Genomic DNA, 25,613 nt, shown 5'->3' with positions numbered 1-25,613 from the left:
TCCGGAAGACCCCGGAACGGCCACTGAGGGGCCCCTGGAGGCCCCTCAGGGGCCCGGGAGCCCGAGGCCCCGCAGGAAGTTACTTCCCTTCGTTCGCGGCCTTCACCAGGGCGTCCTTGGTCACCGCGCCGGCGTACACCTTGCCGTCGTCGGTGATCAGGGCGTTGACCAGGCGGGTGGAGAAGACCGTGCCCTTGCCGAACTTGCCGGAGACCTGGTCGCCGAGCGAGCCGAGGAAGCCGCCGAGGTCACCGCCCGGGGAACCGGAGGCGCCGGAGGGCAGGCCGCCCTTGGCGCCGGTGTCGAAGGTGGCTATGGCGGTCCAGCCCTTGCCGATGACCTTGCCGCCCTCCCCGCCCTGACCGAAGCCCTGACCGAAGCCCTCTCCGGGCTTCGAACCGGGCTTCGTACCGGGCTTCGTACCGTGCTCCGGGGCGTGCTCCCGAGCCTTCGACTCGTCCTTCTGCTCGGTGACCTTCGCGCCCTTGGGCGGGGTGAAGGAGAAGGTGGAGGCGGCCGGGCGGGCGAAGGAGACCTGCGTGAAGCCCGCGTCGATCACGGCGGCGCCGCCGCTCTTCGGGGTCAGCGTGAACTTCAGCGGCATACCGGTCTTCGCGTCCACCGCGATGTTGATCGCGCCGACCGTGGTGCCGGACTGCTTGGGCTTGATCTGCAGCTTGTAGGCGTCGCGTCCGGCGACCTGGGCGGTGCCGTCGACGGTCACGGACGTGGTGTCGTCGACCGCCTTCAGTGCCTCGTCGGCGAAGTCCTTGGGCGTGGCCGGCGCCTCGGTCCGGTGCTCCTTGCCGGAGTCCTCGGCGGTGCCGTGGAAGACCTCGTTGCTCTTGCTGTCGTAGCCCCACACGTCCTTCCCGTTGTGGATCAGGCTGTACTCGGCGCCGCTCTCCAGCAGGGAGAGCTTCTGCCGGTCGGGGCCGTCGGCGGCCACGCGCAGGGTGTGCGTGCCGGAGACCAGCTCGGTGAGCTTGGCCTTCGGGTCCGCGGACGAGCCGTCGTGGCCGCCCTGGGCCGCGCCGGACGCAAGGCTGTTCTCCAGGCCTCCGAGGTTCGGCAGGCCGAGGTCGGTGCTGACCTTCACCGTGCCGGACAGCTCCTGGACGTCCGACTTGGCGATCTTCTCGATGAGCTGCTGTGCGGTGATCCTGGGCAGGTCGGGGTCACCGGAGTCGGCGAGCGCCGGGACCAGCCCGATCGTGGCCGCCGCCACCCCCACCACCGCGACCGGGACCACGTACCGGGCGGCCTTGCGGCGTCCCGAGCGCAGGTCCTCGTCCGGCGCGGCGCCCGTCGCGTCGTCGGTTTCGTACGGTGCCATGTGTGCCTTACCTCCGTCGTCGGCGGCGGCTGTCCTCACGCTGGTCCACCTGAGCCGCCATTCTCACCCGAATCGGTGAGGAGTGGTGATTTCCGTGGTATCCATCAGACCAAATTCGCCACGCGAAGGCGTCAGACCACGGAGCCAAGTCCGCGTACGACTGGGGTATGACGCGCGAGGGGCGGCGTCTCCCCCGACCCGTAGGGGTCGTGCGGGAGACACCGCCCTCGTGTGTGCTGCGGGCCGGTGACCGGGACCCGGGAGAACCAGGAGCCGGGGCCGGAGGAAGCCGGAGCCGGGAGCCCCGAAGGCCAGGGACCGGCAGCCAGGACCGCGAGCCGAGGTCAGAGACCGGCAGCCAGGACCGCGAGCCGAGCCCAAGGGCCCGTAGCCGGACCGCGAGCCGAGGTCAGAGACCGGCAGCCAGGACCGCGAGCCGAGCCCAAGGACCCGTAGCCGGACCGGGAGCCGAGGTCAGAGACGGGCAGCCGGAGCGGGGCCACAAGGGCTGTCCGCCGGGCCACCGCGCCGGGTCCTAGCCGGCGCGGTGCACCACGGCGTCGCAGAGCTGGGTCAGCGCCGCCTTGGCGTCACCCTCGGGCAGCGGGGAGAGCGCGGCCCGCGCCTCCTCCGCGTACCGGATGGTGTCCCGGCGGGCCTGCTCCAGCGCCGGGTGGGCGCGCAGGCCGGCCAGCGCCCGGGCGTGCCGGGTGTCGTCGCTGAGGTCGGAGTCCAGCAGCTCGCACAGGGCGATGTCCTCGGCGAGGCTCAGCCGGGCGGCCCGCTCGCGCAGCCGGAGCACGGGCAGGGTGGGGATGCCCTCGCGCAGGTCGGTGCCCGGGGTCTTGCCGGACTCGTGGGAGTCGGAGGCGATGTCCAGGACGTCGTCCGCGAGCTGGAAGGCGACCCCGAGCCGCTCGCCGTACTGGGTGAGCACGTCGATCACCGTCTCGTCCGCGCCGGACATCATCGCGCCGAACCGGCAGGACACGGCCACCAGGGAGCCCGTCTTGCCGCCCAGCACGTCCAGGTAGTGCTCGACCGGGTCGCGGCCGTCCTGGGGGCCCGCGGTCTCCAGGATCTGCCCGGTGACCAGCCGCTCGAACGCGAGGGCCTGTACGCGGACCGCCTCGGGGCCGAGGTCGGCGAGTATCTGGGAGGCGCGGGCGAAGAGGAAGTCGCCGGTGAGGACCGCGACGGAGTTGCCCCAGCGCGTGTTGGCACTGTCCACACCACGCCGCACGGCCGCCTCGTCCATGACGTCGTCGTGGTACAGCGTGGCCAGGTGGGTCAGCTCCACGACCACGGCCGACGGCACGACGCGCGGCGCGTAGGGGTCGCCGAACTGGGCGGCCAGCATCACGAGCAGCGGCCGGAAGCGCTTCCCGCCGGCCCGTACCAGGTGTTGCGCGGCCTCCGTGATGAACGGGACCTCGCTCTTGGTGGCCTCGAGCAAGCCTTCCTCGACAGCCGTCAATCCGGCCTGGACATCGGCTTCCAGAGCCTGGTCCCGCACGCTCAGCCCGAACGGCCCGACGACGGTCACGAGGGGTCTCCTGTCTGCTGGTGTCTGCTGGCGATTACACGGCTTGTCGATAGGTCGCTGCCATCACTCAAGTCAGCGTATCCGGTCCTCTTTCGATCACCGATAGCACCCACCGGTCCAGCCCGGGCGGTATCGGGATCACGGCCGTTATGTTGTCGATCATTCAATAAGAACGGACATTCATCGACTTAATAGGACGATGCACCCCACCGTCGGGCGCCACGCCGACCGTGCGCGCGTTCGACGCCCCCGAGTGCGACTCCGGGAGCGAGCCCGAAGGCGGCTCCACAGACCTCGAAGCCGCACCCCGGAGGCGATCCGGAGACCGCCTCACCCCCCTTCGGCGAAGTACACCGCCCCAGAGGTTCCGGACCCAAGGGGACAGAAACCCTCCAATGACCTCATTGAGCGCGAATCCCGTTAATCCCCTATGTCTGGTTTTGCGGAATTTGCCGCTTCGTGAATTGGGTCACTCACCCCCCTCGGCGACCCCACCGACCCGACCACCCCTCCCGCCTTGCCCCATCGGGCAGTTGAGTATTGGCAACCGCAAAGGATCAATTACCCCAATTGGCACATTCCAAGGTCAACTACCACTTCATGTGAATCCACCACTTGTTCCGGACATGTGCTCTCGCATACGTTCCGGGCCGTCAGACGGACGCCGAATCCTGCCGCGTCTGACACCACCCACTCGACGAACTCATTTCGTACGGCAGGAGCGGGGGACCCAGGGAAGTCGCCGGACCGGTCGGCACATGTCGCACCGGAACGGCTAGGGGTGAAGTCGCACCACCTCCAGTGCCCAACGGGCCTGGCGGCGCGGCCGGGCACCTCCCCGCCCGAACCCGACAGCTCACCTCGCAGGCGCCGGAGAGGACAACGCCATGCCCGCTGCCGCTCAGTTCCGCCGCACCCGCTCGACCCGCCTCTTCCGCACGCTCACCGTCGCCGGTACCGGCGCCGCCGTGCTCGCCCTTCCGATCCTCGGCGCCACCACTGCCTCGGCCGCCGGCTCGACCACCTCCACGCCGTCCACGACCCTCGCCGGGTACCCGAACAACCTCGACGGCTGGATCCGCGAGTCGCTCGCGATCATGGGCGAGAAGAAGATCCCGGGCACGTACAACGGCATCTACCGCAACATCATGCGTGAGTCGTCGGGCAACCCGAAGGCCATCAACCTCTGGGACTCCAACGCCGCCAAGGGCATCCCGTCCAAGGGCCTGCTCCAGGTCATCGACCCGACCTTCAACACCTACCACGTGGCGGGCACGGCCTACGACCCCTACGACCCGGTCGCGAACATCACGGCCGCCTGCAACTACGCGGCCGCGCGCTACGGGTCGATCGACAACGTCAACGGCGCCTACTGATCCACACAGCGGCAGGCCCTGCTGAGCCTCCGGTCAGCCGACCGGAAACAGTCTTTCGAGGACGACGGCGATGCCGTCGTCCTCGTTCGACTTCGTGACCTCGTCGGCGACGGCCTTGAGTTCGGGGTGGGCGTTGGCCATGGCGACACCGCGGGCGGCCCAGTCGAACATGGGGATGTCGTTGGGCATGTCGCCGAAGGCGAGGGCCTGTTCGGCGAGGACCCCGAGATGCCCGGCGGCCAGCGCGAGGCCCGTCGCCTTGGTGACACCGCACGGCTGGAGCTCCACGGTCCCCGGCCCCGACATCGTGACTGTCGCGAGCGAGCCCACCACCGCGCGCGCGACCTCCGCCAACTCATCGTCGGACAGCCCGGGATGGCGCAGCAGCACCTTGCTGATGGGCTCGCACCACAGGTCGTCGCGCCGGCCGACCCGCACGGCGGGCAGGGTCGGGTGCGGCATCAGATACCCGGGCTCGATCAGCGTGAGCCCGTCCACCCCGTCCTGGTCGACGGCCGCGTACACCTGCCCCACCTCGGCCTCGATCTTGCCGAGCGCGACCTCGGCCAGTTCCCGGTCCAGCCTGACCGACCACAGGAGGCGGTCGGCCCCGGCGTCGTAGACCTGCGCGCCCTGCCCGCACACCGCGAGCCCGGTGGAGCCGAGGACGTCCAGCAGCGGCCGTACCCGCGGGACCGGGCGCCCCGTCACCACCAGATGGCTCGCACCGGCGCGCGCCGCCCGCGCGAGCGCGGCACGCGACCGGTCGGAGACGGTGTCGTCGCCGCGCAGCAGCGTTCCGTCCAGGTCGGTGGCGATCAGTGAGTACGCGGGAGGAGGTGCGGCCATGATCAGAGAATACGGACCGCGCACACCCTCGACTCACCGCGTGGTCACCGGACTTGTGCGCCGCCGGGTCCCACGTGCGGCCCGGCTTGTCCGTGGCGGGCGTTACGTTGTGCGCGAGGCGATGTGACGGAGCGGGGGCGGGCGTGGTGACGGACGACGGGCGCGGGGGCCTGGAGTGGCAGCGGGCGGCCGAGGAGGTCTGAAGGACGCGAGGGCTGAAGGACGCGGAGGTCTGTGGCCCTCCGGCAAGGCCTATTCGGACATCGCGAACTCTTGAGACACCGCCGGGGCAGCCCTGGAGGCACTGCCCAAGACCCGCACCTCAGCCGTAACGTGTGGCGCGACCACATGGAACACAGCGCCATGCATGGCCCGGATGAGAGCGAGGCAGTACCCCATGCCCCCCTTCGACGTCCCCGAGGGCGACCCCTTCGGTCCGCACAACCTTCCCTACGGCGTGTTCTCGCCCTCCGGCAGCGCGGAGCGGAGGGTCGGCGTCCGGCTCGGTGACCACGTCCTCGACGCGGGCGCCGCGGCCGCCGAACTCGGCTCCCCGTACGTCTCCCTGCTCGCCCGGCCCACCCTGGACGCGCTGCTGGCGGCCGGGCCCACCGCCTGGTCGGACGTGCGGCGCGCGCTGACGGCGTGGGTGACGGTGCCCTCCCACCGGTCCGCCATCGAGCCGCTGTTCCACCCCTTGTCCTCGGTGAGGCTCCACCTGCCCTTCGAGGTGGCGGACTACGTCGACTTCTACTCCTCCGAGAACCACTCCCGGAACGTCGGCCAGATCTTCCGCCCGGACGCCGAGGACGCCCTCACCCCCAACTGGAAGCACCTGCCGATCGGTTACCACGGCCGCGCCGGCACGGTCGTTGTCTCGGGGACCGACGTCGTACGGCCCTCCGGGCAGCGCAAGGGCCCCGCCGACCCGGCCCCCGTCTTCGGCCCCTCCGTCCGGCTCGACATCGAGGCGGAGGTCGGCTTCGTGGTCGGTGTGCCCTCCGCGCTGGGCCAACCGGTCGCGCTCGGCGACTTCCGGGACCACGTCTTCGGGCTCTGCCTGCTGAACGACTGGTCGGCGCGGGACATCCAGGCCTGGGAGTACGTCCCCCTCGGCCCGTTCCTCGGCAAGTCCTTCGCGACCTCGGTGTCGGCGTGGATCACCCCGCTGGAGGCGCTGGAGCACGCGCGCACGGCACCGCCCGAGCGCACGCACCCGCTGCTGCCCTACCTTGACGACTCGGCCCCCGGGATCGAGCCCGGCGGCTACGACCTGCGGATCTCCGTCGCCATCAACGGCCAGGTGGTGTCCGAGCCGCCGTTCTCCACCATGTACTGGACCGCCGCCCAGCAGCTCGCCCACATGACGGTCAACGGGGCCTCGCTGCGCACCGGCGACCTGTACGGCTCAGGCACGGTCAGCGGCCCGGCGGAGAACCAGCGCGGCTCGCTGCTGGAACTGACCTGGAACGGCCGCGACCCGCTCGAACTCCCCGACGGCAAGCGGGCGTTCCTGGAGGACGGCGACGTGGTCACGATGACGGCGTGGGCACCCGGCGAGGACGGGAGTCGGGTCGGTCTGGGAGAGGTCAGCGGGCGCATCGTGTCGGGCTGAGCCGGGAGCCGTCGGGCGGACGCGATCGGCGCCGGACACCTGACGCGTGGTGCGTGTCCCCGTCATACTGGCGGGACACGCACCATGCGACGCGCCCTCGGCGCGTCACCCGCACCACCTGCCCCGCACACCTCTCCGACCAGGAACCGGAGCCCCGGCATGACCGTCTGCCTGCTCCTGCTGAGCGTCGTCGGCCTGACGGCCGCCGTACCGGTGCCGCGCGCGCTGACCCGGGCGGTGTGGCCCGAGCGGGACCCCGTGGTCGCCTTGTGGGTGTGGCAGTGCCTGGTCGCCACGGTCCTGCTGTGCTGCCTGACCGCGCTGGTGCTGGGCACGGCGGCCGTCTTCCACACCGTCCGCGACCGGGTGTTCGCCCCCGCGCCGCCCGCCGTCACCGCCGCGTACGACCTCTCCACCGCGCCGGTGTGGGCCTCCGCCCTCACCGTGCTGCTGGCCTGCGGGGCCGCCTGGACGACCGCGATGCTCGCCCGGGAGGTGACCGAGGTGCGCCGGCGCCGCGGCCGGGCCCGGGCCGAGCTGCGCGAACGCGCCCCCGACCTGCCCGCGGGGCTGCCCGCGACGCGCGGGCCGATGCTGGTGCTCGAGGACGAGTACCCGGACGCCTGGTGGATGCCCGGCCACCCGCCCCAACTGGTCGTGACGACAGGGGCGTTGCAGCGCCTGACCGACCACCAGCTGGACGCGGTCCTCACCCACGAGCGCGGTCACGCCCGCGCCCACCACGACTGGCTGCTCCATCTGTCCACCGCGCTCGCCACCGGCTTCCCGCGCGTCCCGCTCTTCGCCCACTTCTGCGACCAGACGCACCGGCTGGTCGAACTGGCCGCCGACGACACCGCCTCCCGCCGCTGCGGCCACCTCACCACCGCCCTCGCCCTGATCGAGCTGAACCAGCACCGCGGTGTCCTGTCCTGCGCCTCCAGCCGCCGCCTCCTCGGCGAGCGTGTCGACCGCCTTCTGGAGCCGCCGCCGCGGCTGCTGCGCCGACACCGGGCGCTGACGACGACGGTGGCGGCGCTGGTGCCGTTGCTGCCGCTGCTCATCACGTTCGCCCCGGGACTCCAGGCGCTGTCCTGAGCCGCTGCGTCCAGCCGCCCCCGGGCCAGTGCGCCCAGTCGGTCCTGAGCGGCTGTCCATCCGGAGCGGGTGTCCATCCGGTCGGCGCCGAGCCGCTACACCCAGTCCTCCGGTTCCGGCTCGTCCCCCGGCCCGGGCCAGTCGTCCTCGGGTGACTCACCGGGGGCGGGCGGCTCGCCGGCGGCCGTCGCGGAGCCGTCCAGGGAGGCGAGCACGGCGAGGACCTCCTCGCCGTACGTCGCCAGCTTCTTCTCGCCGACCCCGCTGACCGTGGCCAGTTCGCCCACCGAGCCCGGCATGCGGGCGACGATCGCGCGCAGGGTGGCGTCGTTGAAGATGATGTACGGCGGGACGCCCTGCTCCCGGGCCTGCCCGGTGCGCCAGACGCGCAGCGCCTCGAAGGCGGGGAGCAGCTCCTCGGGCAGCTCGACCGCTGCGGCCTTGGCCTTGCCACCGCCCCGGCCGGAGCCCGCGCCGGAACCGGAACCGGAACCGGGCCGGGACACGGCCGGCTTCTTCGGCTCCTTGCGCAGCGGCACCTCCCGCTCGCTGCGCAGCACCGCGCCGCTCGTCCCGGTGAGCACCAGCGTGCCGTACTCCCCCTCGACCGCGAGCAGCCCCTGGGCCAGCAGCTGCCGGACGACGCCCCGCCACTCGCCCTCGGTGAGGTCCTGGCCGATGCCGAAGACGGACAGCTGGTCGTGGTCGAACTGGATCACCTTGCCGGTGCGCTTGCCGAGCAGGATGTCGACGATCTGCAGGGCGCCGAACTTCTGCCCGCGCTCCCGCTGCAGCCGTACCACCGTCGACAGCACCTTCTGCGCGGCGACCGTGCCGTCCCAGGTCTCCGGCGGGGTGAGGCAGGTGTCGCAGTTGCCGCAGCCCGAGGTCTCCGCGTCCTGGCCGAAGTAGGCGAGCAGCTGGCCGCGCCGGCACCCGGCGGTCTCGCACAGGGCGAGCATCGCGTCGAGGTGGGCGGCGGCCCGGCGACGGAACGCCTCGTCACCCTCGCCGGACTGGATCAGCTTGCGCTGCTGCACGACGTCGTTGAGGCCGTAGGCCATCCAGGCGGTGGAGGCGAGGCCGTCGCGGCCCGCGCGGCCGGTCTCCTGGTAGTAGCCCTCGATCGACTTGGGCAGGTCGAGATGGGCGACGAAGCGGACGTCCGGCTTGTCGATGCCCATGCCGAACGCGATGGTCGCGACCACGACCAGGCCGTCCTCGCGCAGGAACCGGGACTGGTGGGCCGCGCGCGTGCCGGCGTCCAGGCCCGCGTGGTAGGGCACCGCCTCGACGCCGTTGGCGCTGAGGAACTCGGCCGTGCGCTCCACCGAGTTGCGCGAGAGGCAGTACACGATGCCGGCGTCGCCCGCGTGCTCCTCCCGCAGGAAGGCGAGCAGCTGCTTCCTGGGGTCGGCCTTGGGGACGATCCGGTACTGGATGTTGGGCCGGTCGAAGCTGGCGACGAAGTGGCGGGCCGTCGGCAGGTTCAGGCGCTGGGTGATCTCCTGGTGGGTGGCGTGGGTGGCCGTGGCCGTGAGAGCGATCCGGGGGACGTCCGGCCAGCGCTCGCCGAGCAGGGACAGCGCGAGATAGTCCGGGCGGAAGTCGTGGCCCCACTGGGACACGCAGTGCGCCTCGTCGATCGCGAAGACGGAGATCTTGCCGCGGGAGAGCAGGTCCAGGGTGGCCTCCACCCGCAGCCGCTCCGGGGCCAGGTACAGCATGTCCAGCTCGCCGGCGAGGAACTCGGCCTCGACCACGCGCCGCTCGTCGAAGTCCTGCGTGGAGTTGATGAAGCCGGCCCGCACACCGAGGGCCCGCAGGGCGTCCACCTGGTCCTGCATGAGCGCGATCAGCGGGGAGACCACCACGCCCGTACCGGGCCTGACCAGGGCCGGGATCTGGTAGCACAGCGACTTGCCGCCACCGGTCGGCATCAGGACGAGGGCGTCGCCGCCCCCGACCACGTGCTCGACGATCGCTTCCTGCTCACCGCGGAAGGCCTCGTACCCGAAGACCCGGTGCAGTGTGGCGAGCGCCTCGCTCTCTGCCGCCTCTGCCATCTCCTTGATCACGCCCGTCCCGCGCATCGTCGTGTCTCCCGTACGTCGTCCCTCGACCACTGCCTCAACGATAGGGGTCTCCACCGACAGCCCCGGAGTTGTCCACAGGCCGAGGAGGGTTCCGGCCCGCTGCTCCCGGCCGGAGCACCGGGCTGACGACGCGCGAAGGCCCCGGCTCCCTGAAGGAACCGGGGCCCGCCGCGAGGGACCCGGAGGGGCTCAGCGCACGAACACGCTCGCCTGGTTCGCCAGGTGCAGGAAGTACTGCGGGGCCACACCGAGCACCAGCGTCGCCGCCACGCCGATGGCGATCGTCGCCATCGTCAGGGGTGAGGGCACGGCCACGGTCGGACCCTCCGGCTTCGGCTCGCTGAAGAACATCAGCACGATCACGCGGATGTAGAAGAACGCGGCGATCGCCGAGGAGATCACACCGACCACGACCAGCGGGGCCGCACCGCCGTCCGCCGCCGCCTTGAACACGGCGAACTTCCCGGCGAAGCCGGAGGTCAGCGGGATGCCGGCGAAGGCCAGCAGGAACACCGCGAAGACCGCCGCGACCAGCGGGGAGCGGCGGCCGAGGCCGGCCCACTTGGACAGGTGGGTCGCCTCGCCGCCCGCGTCGCGCACCAGCGTGACCACGGCGAAGGCGCCGATCGTCACGAAGGAGTAGCCGGCCAGGTAGAACAGGACCGACGAGACGCCGTCCTTCGACGTGGCGATGACACCCGCGAGGATGAACCCGGCGTGCGCGATGGACGAGTACGCCAGCAGCCGCTTGATGTCGGTCTGCGTGATCGCGAGGATCGCGCCGCCCAGCATGGTGACGATCGCGACGGCCCACATGACCGGCCGCCAGTCCCAGCGCATCCCGGGCAGGACGACGTAAAGCAGGCGCAGCAGCGCGCCGAACGCCGCGACCTTCGTCGCCGCCGCCATGAAGCCGGTCACCGGGGTCGGCGCGCCCTGGTAGACGTCGGGCGTCCACATGTGGAACGGCACCGCGGCCACCTTGAACAGCAGGCCCATCACGATCAGGGCGGCGCCGATGAGCAGCAGCGCGTCGTTGCCCATCGTGCCCGCGAGCGCCGGGTCGACGTCGGTGACCGAGCCGTCGACGACCTGCGCGATGCGCGCGTACGACACCGAGCCCGCGTAGCCGTACAGCAGGGCGATGCCGAACAGCGTGAACGCCGAGGCGAACGCGCCGAGCAGGAAGTACTTGACCGCGGCCTCCTGCGACAGCAGCCGCTTGCGGCGGGCCAGCGCGCACAGCAGGTACAGCGGGAGGGAGAAGACCTCCAGAGCCACGAAGAGGGTCAGCAGGTCGTTGGCCGACGTGAAGACCAGCATGCCGGAGACCGCGAAGAGGAGGAGCGGGAAGGCCTCGGTGGTGGTGAAGCCCGCCTTCACCGCCGCCTTCTCGCTGTCGCTGCCCGGCACGGACGCGGCCTGCGCGGCGAACGAGTCGACCCGGTTGCCGTGCGCCGCCGGGTCCAGGCGCCGCTCGGCGAAGGTGAACAGGCCGACGAGACCGGCCAGCAGGATCGTGCCCTGGAGGAACAGGGACGGCCCGTCGACCGCGATCGCGCCCATCGCCGCGATGTGCGCCTTCGTGGTGCCGTACCCGCCGGCCGCGAGGGCGACGACCGCGGCGAACGCGGCGCACAGCGCGACGACGGAGACGAAGACCTGCGCGTAGTAGCGGGACCTGCGCGGGACGAACGCCTCGACGAGCACGCCGACCAGCGCCGCACCGACGACGATCAGGGTCGGCGACAATTGCCCGTATTCGATCTTCGGTGCCGGGATCTTCGAGATCGGCTCGGCCGCGGTTGTCCACAGGCTGTGGACGGCTGTTGCGCTCACTTGGCCGCCTCCACCGAGGGCTTGGGGTCGGTCTTGTGTACGTCGGACATGGTCTGCTTGACCGACGGGTTGACGATGTCCGTGACGGGCTTCGGGTAGACGCCCAGGAAGATCAGCAGCACGATCAGCGGGGCGACGACCACCAGCTCACGCGCGCGGAGGTCGGGCATCGCGGAGACCTCCGGCTTCACCGGGCCCGTCATCGTCCGCTGGTACAGGACGAGGGTGTAGAGCGCGGCGAGGACGATGCCGAAGGTGGCGATGATGCCGATCGCCGGGTAGCGCGTGAACGTGCCGACCAACACCAGGAACTCGCTCACGAACGGCGCGAGGCCGGGCAGCGAGAGGGTGGCGAGGCTGCCGATCAGGAAGGTGCCGGCGAGCACCGGGGCGACCTTCTGCACACCGCCGTAGTCGGCGATGAGCCGCGAGCCGCGCCGGGAGATCAGGAAGCCGGCGACCAGCATCAGCGCGGCCGTGGAGATGCCGTGGTTGACCATGTAGAGCGTGGCGCCGGACTGGCCCTGGCTGGTCATCGCGAAGATGCCCATGATGATGAAGCCGAAGTGGGAGATCGACGCGTAGGCCACCAGGCGCTTGATGTCGCGCTGGCCGACGGCGAGCAGTGCGCCGTAGACGATGCTGATCAGCGCCAGGACGAGGATCACGGGCGTCGCCCACTTCGACGCCTCCGGGAACAGCTGGAGGCAGAAGCGGAGCATCGCGAAGGTGCCCACCTTGTCGACGACCGCGGTGATGAGGACGGCGACCGGGGCGGTGGACTCCTGCATGGCGTTGGGCAACCAGGTGTGCAGCGGCCACAACGGCGCCTTCACCGCGAAGGCGAAGAAGAAGCCGAGGAAGAGCCATCGCTCGGTGCTGGTCGCCATGTGCAGCGAGCCGTTCGCGCGGGCCAGCGCGATCTCCTGGAGGCTGAAGTTCCCCGCGACCACGTAGAGGCCGATCACCGCGGCCAGCATGATCAGGCCGCCGACCAGGTTGTAGAGCAGGAACTTCACGGCCGCGTACGACCGCTGCGTGGACGCCGCCGCCTCGCCGTGCTCGTGGGCACGGTCCCCGAAGCCGCCGATGAGGAAGTACATCGGGATGAGCATGGCTTCGAAGAAGATGTAGAAGACGAAGACGTCGGTGGCCTCGAAGGAGATGATCACCATCGCCTCGACGGCCAGGATCAGGGCGAAGAAGCCCTGGGTGGGACGCCAGCGGCGGCTGCCGGTCTCCAGCGGGTCGGCGTCGTTCCAGCCCGCGAGGACGATGAACGGGATCAGCAGGGCGGTCAGCGCGACCAGCGCCACCGCGATGCCGTCGACGCCCAGTTCGTAACGGACCCCGAACTCCGCGATCCAGGCGTGGGATTCGGTGAGCTGGTACCGGGCGCCGCCCGGGTCGAAGCGGACCAGGACGATGATCGCCAGGGCGAGTGTGGCGAGCGAGACCAGCAGCGCCAGCCACTTGGCGGCGGTGCGCCGCCGGGCCGGGACGGCGGCCGTGGCGATGGCCCCGATGGCCGGGAGCACCGCCGTCGCTGTCAGCAGAGGAAAGGACATCGGTATCAGACCGCCCTCATCAGCAGGGTCACGGCGACCAGGAGTGCGGCACCGCCGAACATCGAGACCGCATAGGAGCGGGCGAAGCCGTTCTGGATCCGGCGCAGCCGCCCGGACAGGCCGCCGAAGCCGGCCGCGGTGCCGTTGACGACGCCGTCGACCAGGGTGTGGTCGACGTAGACCAGGGAGCGCGTGAGGTGCTCGCCGCCGCGCACCAGGACCACGTGGTTGAAGTCGTCCTGGAGCAGGTCGCGCCGGGCGGCCCGGGTGAGCAGGGAGCCGCGCGGGGCGACGGCCGGGACGGGCCTGCGCCCGTACATGGCGTAGGCGAGGCCGACGCCGACGACCAGGCAGACGAGCGTCGCGCCCGTCACGGTCCAGGCGCTGACCGGGGAGTTCCCCTCGCTGTGCCCGGTGATGGGCTCCAGCCAGTTGACGAAGCGGTCGCCGAGGTGGAAGAAGAAGCCCGCGCCGACCGACCCGACCGCGAGGACGATCATCGGGATGGTCATGACGTTCGGGGACTCGTGCGGGTGCGGCTCGTGGCCCTCGGCGTCGGGCTGCCAGCGCTTCTCGCCGAAGAACGTCATCAGCATCACGCGCGTCATGTAGAACGCGGTGATGGCGGCGCCCAGCAGGGCCACACCGCCGAGGATCCAGCCCTGGGTGCCGCCCTTCGCGAAGGCCGCCTCGATGATGGCGTCCTTGGAGTAGAAGCCGGACAGGAACGGGAAGCCGATGATGGCGAGGTAGCCGAGGCCGAACGTGACGAACGTGACCGGCATGTACTTCCTGAGACCGCCGTAGTGGCGCATGTCGACCTCGTCGTTCATGCCGTGCATGACCGAACCGGCGCCGAGGAAGAGCCCGGCCTTGAAGAAGCCGTGCGTGACCAGGTGCATGATCGCGAAGACGTAGCCGATCGGGCCGAGGCCCGCGGCCAGCACCATGTAGCCGATCTGCGACATGGTCGAGCCGGCCAGCGCCTTCTTGATGTCGTCCTTCGCGCAACCGACGATCGCACCGAAGAGGAGCGTGACGGCGCCGACGACGGTGACGGCGAGCTGGGCGTCGGGGGCCGCGTTGAAGATGGCGGCCGAGCGGACGATCAGGTAGACGCCCGCGGTCACCATGGTCGCGGCGTGGATCAGGGCCGAGACCGGGGTCGGGCCCTCCATGGCGTCCCCGAGCCAGGACTGGAGCGGTACCTGGGCCGACTTGCCGCACGCGGCGAGCAGCAGCATCAGGCCGATCGCGGTGAGCTTGCCCTCGGAGGTGTCGCCGGTGTGGCCGAGGACCGGGCCGAAGGCGAAGCTGCCGAAGGTGGTGAACATCAGCATGATCGCGATCGACAGGCCCATGTCGCCGACGCGGTTGACCAGGAAGGCCTTCTTCGCGGCCGTCGCGGCGCTGGGCTTGTGCTGCCAGAAGCCGATCAGCAGGTAGGAGGCGAGACCGACGCCCTCCCAGCCGACGTACAGCAGCAGGTAGTTGTCGGCGAGGACGAGCAGGAGCATCGCCGCGAGGAACAGGTTCAGGTACCCGAAGAAGCGGCGGCGGCGCTCGTCGTGCTCCATGTACCCGACCGAGTACAGGTGGATCAGCGAGCCGACGCCGGTGATCAGCAGGACGAACGTCATCGACAGCTGGTCCAGGCGGAAGGTGACGTCCGCCTGGAAGCCGCCGACCGGGATCCACGTCCACAGGTGCTGGGTCAGGGTGCGGCGCTCGGCGTCCTTGCCGAGCAGGTCGGCGAAGAGGATCAGGCCGACCACGAAGGAGGAGGCCGACAGCAGGGTGCCGATCCAGTGGCCGACGGCGTCCAGCCGCCGGCCGCCGACCAGGAGGACGGCCGCTCCGAGCAGGGGCGCCGCGATGAGCAGCGCGATCAGGTTGTCCACGATTCTTCCGACCCCTTACAGCTTCATCAGGCTGGCGTCGTCGACCGAGGCCGAGTGGCGGGTACGGAACAGCGACACGATGATCGCGAGGCCCACCACGACCTCCGCGGCGGCGACGACCATCGTGAAGAAGGCGATGATCTGGCCGTCGAGATTGCCGTGCATCCGGGAGAAGACGACGAACGCGAGGTTGCAGGCGTTGAGCATCAGCTCGATGCACATGAACACGACGATCGCGTTGCGCCGGATCAGCACCCCGGTCGCGCCGATGGTGAACAACAGAGCGGCGAGATAGAGGTAGTTGACGGGGTTCACTTCGACGCCTCCTCGGGCCGCTTGAACGTCGTCGGCTCGATCTCGGTCCGCTCCAGACGCTCCTCGGAACGCTGCTCCAGGGCCCGCAGGTCGTTCAGCGCCTCCGCGGACACGTCGCGGATCTGGCCGCGCTCGCGCAGCGTCTTGTTGACGGTCAGCTCGGACGGGGTGCCGTCGGGCAGCAGGCCGGCGACGTCCACCGCGTTGTGCCGGGCGTAGACACCCGGGGCGGGCAGCGGCGGGAGGTGCTTGCCCTCGCGGACGCGCTGCTCGGCCAGCTCGCGCTGGGTCTTCGCGCGCTCCGTGCGCTCGCGGTGGGTGAGCACCATGGCGCCGACGGCCGCCGTGATCAGCAGGGCGCCGGTGATTTCGAAGGCGAACACGTACTTGGTGAAGATGAGGGCCGCGAGGCCCTCCACGTTGCCGTTGGCGTTCGCCCGGCCGGTGCCGTTGAACTCCGTCAGGGAGGCGTTCCCGATGCCCGCGAAGAGCAGGACGCCGAAGCCGACCCCGCACAGCAGGGCCAGCCAGCGCTGGCCCTTGATGGTCTCCTTCAGCGAGTCCGCGGCCGTGACGCCGACGAGCATCACCACGAACAGGAACAGCATCATGATCGCGCCGGTGTAGACGACGATCTGCACGATGCCCAGGAAGTAGGCGCCGTTGGCGAGGTAGAACACCGCCAGGACGATCATGGTCCCGGCGAGGCTGAGCGCGCTGTGCACGGTCTTCTTCATGAAGACGGTGCACAGGGCGCCGATCACCGCGACGCTGCCGAGGACCCAGAACTGGAAGGCCTCACCGGTGGAGGTGGTGTAGGCGGCGAGCTGCGCGCTCATGCGTCCACCCCTTCTTCTTCCGGCTTCTCGCCCTTGGACACGGCGACCTGCCGTACGGTCCCGGGCGCGGCCTCCGTCACCAGGCCCCGGTAGTAGTCCTGTTCGTCGGCTCCGGGGAAGATCGAGTGAGGCGTTTCGACCATGCCCTCCTCGAGGCCGGCGAGCAGCTGCTCCTTGGTGTAGATGAGGTTGGCGCGGCTGGAGTCGGCCAGTTCGAACTCGTTGGTCATCGTCAGCGCGCGCGTGGGGCACGCCTCGATGCACAGCCCGCACAGGATGCAGCGGGCGTAGTTGATCTGGTAGACGCGGCCGTACCGCTCGCCCGGGGAGTAGCGCTCCTCGTCGGTGTTGTCGGCGCCCTCCACGTAGATGGCGTCGGCGGGGCAGGCCCAGGCGCACAGCTCGCAGCCGACGCACTTCTCCAGGCCGTCCGGATGGCGGTTGAGCTGGTGCCGTCCGTGGAACCGCGGAGCCGTGGTCTTCTTCTGCTCCGGGTACTGCTCGGTCAGCCGCTTCTTGAACATGGCCTTGAAGGTCACGCCGAAGCCGGCCACGGGGTTCTGGAAGCCGGGATTCGACTGCCCGGTCTCCTTGGGCTCCTCAGCCATCGGACGCCTCCTTTCCATCCGAAGATCCGTCACTGACAGTGTCCGACCCGCCACTGACAATCAGCTCCCGCTCCCGGTTCGGGCGGCGCCTCGGCACCGGCGGCAACTCCTGTCCGGGCAGCGGCGGCACGGGGAATCCGCCCGCCATCGGGTCGAATCCGGGCTGCGGGCCGGCGGCCTCCCCGGCCGCCTTCCCCTTGTCGCGGAACATGTCGGCGACGAAGGAGAGCAGCAGCAGGGCGAGGACGCCGCCACCGACGTAGAGCGCGATGTCGGCGAAGTCGTAGTTCTCGTTGCGCAGGGCCCGAACGGTCGCGACGAGCATCAGCCAGGTCACGGAGACCGGGATGAGGACCTTCCAGCCGAGCTTCATCAGCTGGTCGTAGCGGACGCGAGGCAGCGTGCCGCGCAGCCAGATGAAGCCGAACAGCAGCAGCTGCACCTTGATGACGAACCAGAGCATCGGCCACCAGCCGTGGTTCGCGCCCTCCCAGAAGGTGCTGATCGGCCAGGGGGCACGCCAGCCGCCGAGGAACAGCGTGGTCGAGACGGCCGAGACCGTCACCATGTTCACGTACTCGGCGAGCATGAACATCGCGAACTTGATCGACGAGTACTCGGTGTTGAAGCCGCCGACCAGGTCGCCCTCGGACTCCGGCATGTCGAAGGGGGCGCGGTTGGTCTCGCCGACCATCGTGACGATGTAGAGGATGAAGGAGACCGGCAGCAGCAGGATGTACCAGCGGTCGTGCTGCTGCTCGACGATCGTGGACGTCGACATCGACCCCGAGTACAGGAACACCGAGGCGAACGCGGCGCCCATCGCGATCTCGTAGGAGATCATCTGCGCGCAGGAGCGCAGACCGCCGAGGAGCGGGTACGTCGATCCGGAGCTCCAGCCCGCGAGGACGATGCCGTAGATGCCGACGGAGGCGACCGCGAGGATGTAGAGCATCGCGATCGGCAGGTCGGTGAGCTGCATCGTGGTGCGCGTACCGAAGATCGAGATCTCGTTGTCGGCCGGGCCGAAGGGGATCACCGCGATCGCCATGAAGGCCGGGACGGCCGCGACGATCGGCGCGAGGATGTAGACCACCTTGTCGGCGCGCTTGACGATGAGGTCTTCCTTGAGCATCAGCTTCACGCCGTCGGCGAGCGACTGGAGCATGCCCCAGGGCCCGTGCCGGTTGGGGCCGATGCGCAGCTGCATCCAGGCGACGACCTTGCGCTCCCAGACGATGGAGAACAGCACGGTCACCATCAGGAAGGCGAAGCAGAACACCGCCTTGACGACGACCAGCCACCAGGGGTCGCGGCCGAACATCGAGAGGTCTTCAGCGGCGAGGTACGGGCTCATGCCTCCACCTCCTTGGGGGCCTCTTCGGCGACGGTCGCCGGGCCGATGCGGACGAGGGAGCCGGGCTGTGCGCCGGTTTCGGAGGCGACGCCCCGGCCGGCGGAGTTCAGCGGGAGCCAGACCACCCGGTCGGGCATCTCGGTGACCTGGAGCGGGAGTTCGGTGGTGCCGTTCGGGCCGGTGACGGCGAGGAAGTCGCCCTCCTTGACCCCGGCCTCGGCGGCCGTCGCGGCCGACACGCGCGCGTGTGCGGCGTGCCGGGTGCCGGCGAGCGCTTCGTCGCCCTCCTGGAGGACGCCCTGGTCGAGCAGGAGCCGGTGCCCGGCGAGCACGGCCTCGCCCACGGCGGGCCGGGGCAGCACGGCCCCGGTCTCGACGGGCTCGGTGGCCCTCGTGCCGTCCCAGGAGCCGAGCCGGTCGATCTCCGCGCGCGTGGTGCGCAGGTCCGGCAGGCCCAGGTGGACGTCCATGGCGTCGGCCAGCATCTGCAGCACGCGCCCGTCGGTGGGGGCGAGGCGGCGGGTCATCTGCTCGGGCTTGAGGGCCGCGTCGAAGAAGCGCACCCTGCCCTCCCAGTTGAGGAAGGTGCCGGCCTTCTCGGCGACGGCGGCGACCGGCAGGACGACGTCGGCGCGCTCGGTGACCTCACTGGGCCGCAGCTCCAGCGAGACCAGGAAGCCCACACTGTCGAGCGCCTCACGCGCGCGTGCCGGGTCGGGCAGGTCGGCGACCTCCACACCGGCGACCACCAGGGCGGACAGCTCGCCGGTGGCGGCGGCCTCGACGATCTGGTGGGTGTCGCGGCCGTGGCGCGAAGGGAGTTCGGCGAGCCCCCAGGCCGCGGCGACCTCCTCCCGCGCGCGCGGGTCGGTGGCCGGGCGGCCGCCCGGCAGCAGCGACGGCAGCGCGCCGGTCTCGATCGCGCCGCGCTCCCCGGCCCGACGCGGGATCCACACCAGCCGGGCGCCGGTCGCGGTGGCGGCGCGTACGGCGGCGGTGAGGCCACCGGCGACGGCGGCGAGCCGCTCTCCGACGACGATCACGGCGCCCTCGGCGCGCAGGGCCTCGGCGGCCTTCGTGCCGGGCTCCTCCAGGCCGACGCCGCTCGCGAGGGCGTCCAGCCACTCGGTCTCGGTGCCGGGCGCGGCCGGCAGCAGGGTGCCGCCCGCCTTCTGAAGGCCCCGGGTGGCGTGTGTGGCCACCGCGAACACCTTCTGCTTGTGCCCCCGCCAGGCCTTGCGCAGCCGCAGGAAGACGCCGGGCGCCTCCTCCTCGGACTCGAACCCGACGAGGAGGACGGCCGGGGCCTTCTCCAGGGAGGTGTACGTGACGCCCGTGCCGTCGAGGTCGCGTCCGCGCCCGGCCACCTGGGACGCCAGGAAGTCGGTCTCCTCGCCGCTGTGCACGCGCGCGCGGAAGTCGATGTCGTTGGTGTCGAGGGCCACGCGCGCGAACTTGCTGTACGCGTAGGCGTCCTCGACGGTGAGCCGGCCGCCGGTGAGGACGCCGGCGCGGGAGCGTGCGGCGGCCAGACCGCGCGCGGCCGCTTCCAGGGCCTCCGGCCAGGATGCGGGCTCAAGGACACCCTCGGCGCCTCGGACCAGCGGGGTGTCGAGGCGGTCCTTCATCTGCGCGTAGCGGAACGCGAAGCGTCCCTTGTCGCAGATCCACTCCTCGTTGACCTCGGGGTCGTTCGCCGCGAGCCGCCGCATGACCTTGCCGCGCCGGTGGTCGGTGCGGGTCGCGCAGCCGCCGGCGCAGTGCTCGCACACCGACGGCGAGGAGATCAGGTCGAAGGGGCGGGAGCGGAAACGGTAGGCCGCCGAGGTCAGCGCGCCGACCGGGCAGATCTGGATGGTGTTGCCGGAGAAGTACGACTCGAACGGGTCGCCCTCGCCGGTGCCGACCTGCTGGAGCGCGCCCCGCTCCAGCAGCTCGATCATCGGGTCGCCCGCGATCTGGTTGGAGAAGCGGGTGCAGCGGGCGCACAGCACGCAGCGCTCGCGGTCCAGGAGCACCTGGGTGGAGATCGGTACGGGCTTCTCGTAGGTCCGCTTGCGGCCCTCGAAGCGGGATTCGGCGTTGCCGTGCGACATGGCCTGGTTCTGCAGCGGGCACTCGCCGCCCTTGTCGCAGACCGGGCAGTCCAGCGGGTGGTTGATGAGCAGCAGCTCCATCACCCCGTGCTGGGCCTTCTCGGCGACCGGCGAGGTGAGCTGGGTCTTCACGACCATGCCGTCGGTGCACGTGATGGTGCACGACGCCATCGGCTTGCGCTGGCCCTCGACCTCGACGATGCACTGGCGGCAGGCGCCGACGGGGGCGAGGAGGGGATGGTCGCAGAACCGCGGGATCTCGACGCCGACCTGCTCGGCGGCCCGGATGACCAGGGTGCCCTTGGGCACGCTGATCTCGATGCCGTCGATCGTCAGTGTGACGAGGTCCTCCGGCGGGACCGCCGCCTCTCCCCCTCCGGAGGGAGCACTGGTGGTCACGGTCATGCGTTCACCTCCGGGCGGTCCGCCCAGGCCGTCGACTTGGCCGGGTCGAAGGGGCAGCCCCGGCCGGTGATGTGCTGCTCGTACTCCTCGCGGAAGTACTTCAGCGAGGAGAAGATCGGGGATGCGGCGCCGTCGCCGAGGGCGCAGAAGGACTTGCCGTTGATGTTGTCGGCGATGTCGGCGAGCTTGTCGAGGTCGGACATGGCTCCCTTGCCGGCCTCGATGTCCCGCAGCAACTGCACGAGCCAGTACGTGCCTTCGCGGCAGGGCGTGCACTTTCCGCAGGACTCGTGGGCGTAGAACTCGGTCCAGCGGGTCACCGCCCGCACCACGCAGGTCGTCTCGTCGAAGCACTGCAGGGCCTTGGTGCCGAGCATGGACCCGGCGGCGCCCACTCCCTCGTAGTCGAGCGGGACGTCGAGGTGCTCGTCGGTGAACATCGGCGTGGAGGAGCCGCCCGGCGTCCAGAACTTCAGCCGGTGCCCGGGGCGCATCCCGCCGCTCATGTCGAGGAGCTGGCGGAGCGTGATGCCGAGCGGGGCCTCGTACTGGCCGGGGCTCGCGACGTGGCCGCTGAGCGAGTAGAGCGTGAAGCCGGGCGACTTCTCGCTGCCCATCGCCCTGAACCACTCTTTCCCGTTGCGCAGGATGGCGGGAACCGACGCGATCGACTCGACGTTGTTCACCACAGTGGGACAGGCATAGAGGCCTTCCACCGCAGGGAAGGGGGGACGGAGCCGCGGTTGACCACGGCGGCCTTCGAGCGAGTCGAGCAGTGCGGTCTCCTCACCGCAGATGTACGCGCCGGCGCCGGCGTGCACGGTGAGTTCGAGATCGAGTCCGCTGCCCAGGATGTTCTCGCCGAGGTAGCCCGCCGCGTAGGCCTCGCGCACGGCCTCGTGCAACCGCCGCAGAACGGGGACGACTTCACCACGCAGATAGATGAAGGCATGCGACGACCTGATGGCATAGCACGCGATCACGATGCCCTCGATGAGGCTGTGCGGGTTCGCGAAGAGGAGCGGGATGTCCTTGCAGGTCCCAGGCTCCGACTCGTCGGCGTTGACAACTAGATAGTGCGGTTTCCCATCACCCTGGGGAATGAACTGCCACTTCATTCCGGTCGGGAATCCCGCGCCGCCGCGCCCGCGCAGACCTGAGTCCTTGACGAACGCGATCAGGTCGTCCGGCGACATGGCGAGCGCCTTGCGGAGCCCCTCGTACCCCTCGTGCCTGCGGTAGACGTCCAGAGACCAGGACCGGTCCTCGTCCCAGAAGGCCGACAGCACGGGTGCGAGCAGCTTCTCGGGGCTGGTGTCCTTGAGTTCGGGTACCACCGTCATCACTCCCCCTCCTCTTCTGCCGGGGTCGCGGACGGCGCGTCCTGGGGTTCCTGGGTCCGCGGATGGACCACGCGCGCGGGCGCGGCCTCTCCCTTTGCCAGGCGAAGGCCCACCAGCGAGGCGGGTCCCGCGCTGCCGCTCTCCTCGACGGCCCCGGGCCGCTCGTCGGGGAAGCCGGCCAGGATCCGGGCGGTCTCCTTGAAGGTGCACAGGCGCGCCCCTCGCGTCGGCTCGACGGGGCGTCCCGCGCGGAGGTCGTCGACGAGGTGCTTGGCGCTGGCGGGGGTCTGGTTGTCGAAGAACTCCCAGTTGACCATCACGACCGGCGCGAAGTCGCAGGCCGCGTTGCACTCGATGTGCTCCAGGGTGACCTTGCCGTCGTCGGTGGTCTCGCCGTTGCCGACGCCCAGGTGCTCCTGGAGGGTCTCGAAGATCGCGTCGCCGCCCATCACCGCGCACAGCGTGTTGGTGCACACGCCCACCTGGTAGTCACCGGACGGCCCCCGCCGGTACATGGTGTAGAAGGTGGCGACGGCGGTGACCTCGGCGGTGGTCAGGTCCAGCACGTCCGCGCAGAACTTCATTCCGGTGCGCGTGACGTGGCCCTCCTCCGACTGCACGAGGTGGAGCAGGGGCAGCAGGGCGGACCGGGAGTCCGGGTAGCGCGCGATGATCTCGCGCGCGTCCGCCTCCAGCCGGGCCCGGACGTCGTCCGGGTACGCGGGCGCGGGCAGTTCGGGCATGCCCAGGCTGACGCCCCGCTCCGAAGAAGAGGTGGTCACCGGTCGACGCCTCCCATCACGGGGTCGATGGACGCCACGGCGACGATCACGTCGGCGACCTGGCCGCCCTCGCACATCGCCGCCATGGCCTGCAGATTGGTGAAGGACGGGTCACGGAAGTGGACCCGGTAGGGGCGGGTGCCGCCGTCGGAGACGACGTGCACCCCGAGTTCGCCCTTGGGTGACTCGACGGCCGTGTACACCTGTCCCGGTGGGACGCGGAAGCCCTCGGTGACCAGCTTGAAGTGGTGGATCAGGGCCTCCATGGAGGTGCCCATGATCTTCTTGATGTGGTCGAGGGAGTTGCCCAGTCCGTCCGGTCCCAGGGCGAGCTGGGCGGGCCAGGCGATCTTCTTGTCGGCGACCATGACCGGGCCGGGCTGGAGCCGGTCCAGGCACTGCTCGACGATCCTGAGCGACTGGCGCATCTCCTCCAGGCGGACGAGGAAGCGGCCGTAGGCGTCGCAGGTGTCGGCGGTCGGGATGTCGAAGTCGTACGTCTCGTAGTCGCAGTACGGCTGGGCCTTGCGCAGGTCGTGCGGGAGACCGGCGGAGCGCAGGATCGGGCCGGTGGCGCCGAGGGCCATGCAGCCGGCCAGGTCGAGGTAGCCGATGTCCTGCATGCGGGCCTTGAAGATGGGGTTCCCGGTGGCGAGCTTGTCGTACTCCGGGAGGTTCTTCTTCATCTTCTTCACGAACTCGCGGATCTGGTCCACCGCGCCGGGCGGCAGGTCCTGGGCGAGTCCGCCGGGCCGGATGTACGCGTGGTTCATGCGCAGGCCCGTGATGAGCTCGTAGATGTCGAGAATCATTTCACGATCACGGAATCCGTAGATCATGATCGTGGTGGCGCCCAGTTCCATGCCGCCGGTGGCGATGCACACCAGGTGGGAGGACATCCGGTTCAGCTCCATCAGGAGCACTCGGATGATCTTGGCGCGCTCGGTGATCTCGTCCTCGATGCCGAGGAGCTTCTCGACGCCGAGACAGTAGGCGGTCTCGTTGAAGAAGGACGTCAGGTAGTCCATGCGCGTCACGAACGTGGTGCCCTGCGTCCACGTGCGGTACTCGAGGTTCTTCTCGATGCCCGTGTGGAGGTAGCCGATGCCGCAGCGGGCCTCGGTGACCGTCTCGCCCTCGATCTCCAGGATGAGGCGTAGCACTCCATGGGTGGACGGGTGCTGGGGACCCATGTTGACGACGATGCGCTCGTCGTCGGCGCGGGCCGCGGACTGGACGACCTCGTCCCAGTCACCGCCGGTGACCGTGTAGACGGTGCCCTCGGTGGTCTCGCGTGCGGATGCTGACTGTGTGCTCACGAGTACGACCTCCGCTGGTCCGGAGCCGGGATCTGGGCGCCCTTGTACTCGACGGGGATGCCGCCGAGGGGATAGTCCTTGCGCTGCGGGTGGCCCTGCCAGTCGTCCGGCATCATGATCCGGGTCAGGGCCGGGTGACCGTCGAAGACGATCCCGAAGAAGTCGTAGGTCTCGCGCTCGTGCCAGTCGTTGGTCGGATAGACGGAGACCAGGGACGGGATGCGCCGGTCGCTGTCGGGCGCGCTGACCTCGATGCGGATCAGCCGGTTGTGCGTGATCGAGCGCAGGTGGTAGACGGCGTGCAGCTCGCGGCCCTTGTCGTTCGGGTAGTGGACGCCGCTGACGCCGGTGCACAGCTCGAAGCGCAGGGCGGGGTCGTCCCGCAGGGTCTGGGCGACGCGGACGAGGTGCTCGCGTTCGATGTGGAAGGTGATCTCGCCGCGGTCGACGACCGTCTTCTCGATGGCGTTGCCGGGCAGGAGTCCCTGTTCCTCCAGGGCGCCCTCCAGCTCGTCGGCGACCTCGTCGAACCAGCCGCCGTAGGGCCTGCTCGCGGGTCCCGGGAGTCGGACCGAGCGGACCAGGCCGCCGTAGCCGGAGGTGTCGCCGCCGTTGTCGGCGCCGAACATGCCGCGCTGGACGCGGATCTCCTCGCCGCCCTGGCCGCGCTGGCCGGGGAGGTTGGAGGCGGCGAGGTCCTTCTCGGGGTTCACCCCGTTCGCGGACCCGTTCGCGCCGTTGGTGCCGTTCGCGTCGCTCACCGCAGCAGCCCCTTCATCTCGATCGTGGGCAGGGCCTTGAGCGCCGCCTCCTCCGCCTCGCGGGCCGCCTCCTCGGCGTTGACGCCGAGCTTGGAGGACTGGATCTTCTGGTGGAGCTTGAGGATCGCGTCCATCAGCATCTCGGGCCGGGGCGGGCAGCCGGGCAGATAGATGTCGACGGGAACGATGTGGTCGACGCCCTGGACGATCGCGTAGTTGTTGAACATGCCGCCCGAGGAGGCGCAGACGCCCATGGAGATCACCCATTTCGGGCTGGGCATCTGGTCGTAGACCTGGCGCAGCACCGGTGCCATCTTCTGGCTGACCCGGCCGGCGACGATCATGAGGTCGGCCTGGCGCGGCGAGCCGCGGAAGACCTCCATGCCGAAGCGGGCGAGGTCGTATCGGCCGGCGCCGGTGGTCATCATCTCGATGGCGCAGCAGGCCAGGCCGAAGGTGGCCGGGAAGACGGACGCCTTGCGCACCCAGCCCGCGGCCTGCTCGACCGTGGTCAGCAGGAAGCCGCTCGGCAGCTTTTCTTCGAGTCCCATGTCGTTAAAGGCC

The 25,613-nt window shown here is 70.3% G+C and carries 20 protein-coding genes and 1 riboswitch; of the genes, 3 read left to right on the top strand and 17 right to left on the bottom strand.

All coding sequences use genetic code 11. From position 1 onward, the window contains the following. Positions 1 to 79 precede the first annotated feature (79 nt). On the bottom strand, positions 80 to 1,336 hold the full coding sequence (locus ACWD5D_RS26350; protein WP_451375209.1) for a LolA family protein: 1,257 nt from the start codon (positions 1,334 to 1,336) through the stop codon (positions 80 to 82). 535 nt (positions 1,337 to 1,871) lie between these two features. Then, entirely contained in the window at positions 1,872 to 2,882 is a 1,011-nt protein-coding gene (locus tag ACWD5D_RS26345; protein WP_451375208.1) for a polyprenyl synthetase family protein, read from the bottom strand. A gap of 685 nt (positions 2,883 to 3,567) precedes the next feature. After that, positions 3,568 to 3,765: riboswitch (cyclic di-AMP (ydaO/yuaA leader) on the top strand. Between the two features lie 4 nt (positions 3,766 to 3,769). Here ACWD5D_RS26345 and ACWD5D_RS26340 point away from each other — a divergent pair. Continuing rightward, positions 3,770 to 4,258 (top strand): transglycosylase SLT domain-containing protein, encoded by a 489-nt coding sequence (locus tag ACWD5D_RS26340; RefSeq protein WP_451375207.1) that lies wholly within the window; start codon positions 3,770 to 3,772, stop codon positions 4,256 to 4,258. A gap of 33 nt (positions 4,259 to 4,291) precedes the next feature. On the opposite strand, the gene ACWD5D_RS26335 is transcribed toward ACWD5D_RS26340, so the two are convergent. Next, a complete protein-coding gene (locus tag ACWD5D_RS26335) occupies positions 4,292 to 5,107 on the bottom strand; it encodes an HAD family hydrolase (protein ID WP_451375206.1) in 816 nt (271 codons plus the stop codon). A gap of 397 nt (positions 5,108 to 5,504) precedes the next feature. Here ACWD5D_RS26335 and fahA point away from each other — a divergent pair, with 397 nt between their 5' ends. Then, positions 5,505 to 6,722, top strand: a complete 1,218-nt coding sequence (gene fahA, locus ACWD5D_RS26330) for a fumarylacetoacetase (RefSeq protein WP_451375205.1) — start codon at positions 5,505 to 5,507, stop codon at positions 6,720 to 6,722. A 159-nt stretch (positions 6,723 to 6,881) separates the two neighbouring features. After that, on the top strand, positions 6,882 to 7,820 hold the full coding sequence (locus tag ACWD5D_RS26325; RefSeq protein WP_451375204.1) for a M56 family metallopeptidase: 939 nt from the start codon (positions 6,882 to 6,884) through the stop codon (positions 7,818 to 7,820). 95 nt (positions 7,821 to 7,915) lie between these two features. Here the strand turns inward: ACWD5D_RS26325 and recQ are convergent, their stop codons facing one another. From recQ to ACWD5D_RS26255, 14 genes are all read right to left on the bottom strand, one after another. Beyond that, positions 7,916 to 9,913, bottom strand: a complete 1,998-nt coding sequence (recQ, locus tag ACWD5D_RS26320) for a DNA helicase RecQ (protein ID WP_451375240.1) — start codon at positions 9,911 to 9,913, stop codon at positions 7,916 to 7,918. A 192-nt stretch (positions 9,914 to 10,105) separates the two neighbouring features. After that, positions 10,106 to 11,755 carry an NADH-quinone oxidoreductase subunit NuoN gene (gene nuoN / locus ACWD5D_RS26315; RefSeq protein ID WP_451375203.1) on the bottom strand — a complete coding sequence of 550 codons (1,650 nt, stop codon included), beginning with the start codon at positions 11,753 to 11,755 and terminating at the stop codon, positions 10,106 to 10,108. Beyond that, positions 11,752 to 13,323, bottom strand: a complete 1,572-nt coding sequence (locus ACWD5D_RS26310) for an NADH-quinone oxidoreductase subunit M (protein WP_451375202.1) — start codon at positions 13,321 to 13,323, stop codon at positions 11,752 to 11,754. Before ACWD5D_RS26310 ends, nuoN begins: the two co-directional genes overlap by 4 nt. A gap of 5 nt (positions 13,324 to 13,328) precedes the next feature. Continuing rightward, on the bottom strand, positions 13,329 to 15,224 hold the full coding sequence (gene nuoL / locus ACWD5D_RS26305) for an NADH-quinone oxidoreductase subunit L (RefSeq protein ID WP_451375201.1): 1,896 nt from the start codon (positions 15,222 to 15,224) through the stop codon (positions 13,329 to 13,331). A gap of 15 nt (positions 15,225 to 15,239) precedes the next feature. Then, entirely contained in the window at positions 15,240 to 15,539 is a 300-nt protein-coding gene (gene nuoK, locus ACWD5D_RS26300; RefSeq protein WP_073901863.1) for an NADH-quinone oxidoreductase subunit NuoK, read from the bottom strand. After that, entirely contained in the window at positions 15,536 to 16,378 is an 843-nt protein-coding gene (locus tag ACWD5D_RS26295; protein WP_451375200.1) for an NADH-quinone oxidoreductase subunit J, read from the bottom strand. Before ACWD5D_RS26295 ends, nuoK begins: the two co-directional genes overlap by 4 nt. After that, a complete protein-coding gene (nuoI, locus tag ACWD5D_RS26290; protein ID WP_451375199.1) occupies positions 16,375 to 16,986 on the bottom strand; it encodes an NADH-quinone oxidoreductase subunit NuoI in 612 nt (203 codons plus the stop codon). Before nuoI ends, ACWD5D_RS26295 begins: the two co-directional genes overlap by 4 nt. Beyond that, positions 16,979 to 18,343 carry an NADH-quinone oxidoreductase subunit NuoH gene (gene nuoH / locus ACWD5D_RS26285; RefSeq protein ID WP_451375198.1) on the bottom strand — a complete coding sequence of 455 codons (1,365 nt, stop codon included), beginning with the start codon at positions 18,341 to 18,343 and terminating at the stop codon, positions 16,979 to 16,981. Before nuoH ends, nuoI begins: the two co-directional genes overlap by 8 nt. Next, the gene (locus ACWD5D_RS26280) at positions 18,340 to 20,844 is read right to left on the bottom strand and encodes an NADH-quinone oxidoreductase subunit G (protein ID WP_451375197.1); all 2,505 of its coding nucleotides are present in this window, start codon (positions 20,842 to 20,844) and stop codon (positions 18,340 to 18,342) included. Before ACWD5D_RS26280 ends, nuoH begins: the two co-directional genes overlap by 4 nt. Next, a complete protein-coding gene (gene nuoF / locus ACWD5D_RS26275) occupies positions 20,841 to 22,187 on the bottom strand; it encodes an NADH-quinone oxidoreductase subunit NuoF (RefSeq protein ID WP_451375196.1) in 1,347 nt (448 codons plus the stop codon). The genes ACWD5D_RS26280 and nuoF overlap by 4 nt, the downstream gene beginning before the upstream one ends. Continuing rightward, positions 22,187 to 22,969, bottom strand: a complete 783-nt coding sequence (gene nuoE, locus ACWD5D_RS26270; RefSeq protein WP_451375195.1) for an NADH-quinone oxidoreductase subunit NuoE — start codon at positions 22,967 to 22,969, stop codon at positions 22,187 to 22,189. Before nuoE ends, nuoF begins: the two co-directional genes overlap by 1 nt. Continuing rightward, on the bottom strand, positions 22,966 to 24,288 hold the full coding sequence (locus tag ACWD5D_RS26265; protein ID WP_451375194.1) for an NADH-quinone oxidoreductase subunit D: 1,323 nt from the start codon (positions 24,286 to 24,288) through the stop codon (positions 22,966 to 22,968). The genes nuoE and ACWD5D_RS26265 overlap by 4 nt, the downstream gene beginning before the upstream one ends. Beyond that, positions 24,285 to 25,049 (bottom strand): NADH-quinone oxidoreductase subunit C, encoded by a 765-nt coding sequence (locus ACWD5D_RS26260; RefSeq protein ID WP_451375193.1) that lies wholly within the window; start codon positions 25,047 to 25,049, stop codon positions 24,285 to 24,287. The genes ACWD5D_RS26265 and ACWD5D_RS26260 overlap by 4 nt, the downstream gene beginning before the upstream one ends. Then, entirely contained in the window at positions 25,046 to 25,600 is a 555-nt protein-coding gene (locus ACWD5D_RS26255) for a NuoB/complex I 20 kDa subunit family protein (protein WP_030742960.1), read from the bottom strand. Before ACWD5D_RS26255 ends, ACWD5D_RS26260 begins: the two co-directional genes overlap by 4 nt. Between the last annotated feature and the right edge of the window lie 13 nt (positions 25,601 to 25,613).

The organism is Streptomyces sp. NPDC002520 (assembly GCF_053595235.1).
The sequence above is the reverse complement of the archived record's forward strand: the minus strand, read 5'-3'. Positions and strand labels throughout refer to the sequence as shown.

Excerpts from the sequence above, each read along its gene's own strand:
- ACWD5D_RS26350 (WP_451375209.1), bottom strand. The coding sequence starts at position 1,336 with ATGGCACCGTACGAAACCGACGACGCGACGGGCGCCGCGCCGGACGAG.
- ACWD5D_RS26340 (WP_451375207.1), top strand. The coding sequence starts at position 3,770 with ATGCCCGCTGCCGCTCAGTTCCGCCGCACCCGCTCGACCCGCCTCTTC.
- ACWD5D_RS26335 (WP_451375206.1), bottom strand. The coding sequence starts at position 5,107 with ATGGCCGCACCTCCTCCCGCGTACTCACTGATCGCCACCGACCTGGAC.
- fahA (WP_451375205.1), top strand. The coding sequence starts at position 5,505 with ATGCCCCCCTTCGACGTCCCCGAGGGCGACCCCTTCGGTCCGCACAAC.
- ACWD5D_RS26325 (WP_451375204.1), top strand. The coding sequence starts at position 6,882 with ATGACCGTCTGCCTGCTCCTGCTGAGCGTCGTCGGCCTGACGGCCGCC.
- recQ (WP_451375240.1), bottom strand. The coding sequence starts at position 9,913 with ATGCGCGGGACGGGCGTGATCAAGGAGATGGCAGAGGCGGCAGAGAGC.
- ACWD5D_RS26310 (WP_451375202.1), bottom strand. The coding sequence starts at position 13,323 with ATGTCCTTTCCTCTGCTGACAGCGACGGCGGTGCTCCCGGCCATCGGG.
- ACWD5D_RS26295 (WP_451375200.1), bottom strand. The coding sequence starts at position 16,378 with ATGAGCGCGCAGCTCGCCGCCTACACCACCTCCACCGGTGAGGCCTTC.
- nuoI (WP_451375199.1), bottom strand. The coding sequence starts at position 16,986 with ATGGCTGAGGAGCCCAAGGAGACCGGGCAGTCGAATCCCGGCTTCCAG.
- nuoH (WP_451375198.1), bottom strand. The coding sequence starts at position 18,343 with ATGAGCCCGTACCTCGCCGCTGAAGACCTCTCGATGTTCGGCCGCGAC.
- ACWD5D_RS26280 (WP_451375197.1), bottom strand. The coding sequence starts at position 20,844 with ATGACCGTGACCACCAGTGCTCCCTCCGGAGGGGGAGAGGCGGCGGTC.
- nuoF (WP_451375196.1), bottom strand. The coding sequence starts at position 22,187 with ATGACGGTGGTACCCGAACTCAAGGACACCAGCCCCGAGAAGCTGCTC.
- ACWD5D_RS26255 (WP_030742960.1), bottom strand. The coding sequence starts at position 25,600 with ATGGGACTCGAAGAAAAGCTGCCGAGCGGCTTCCTGCTGACCACGGTC.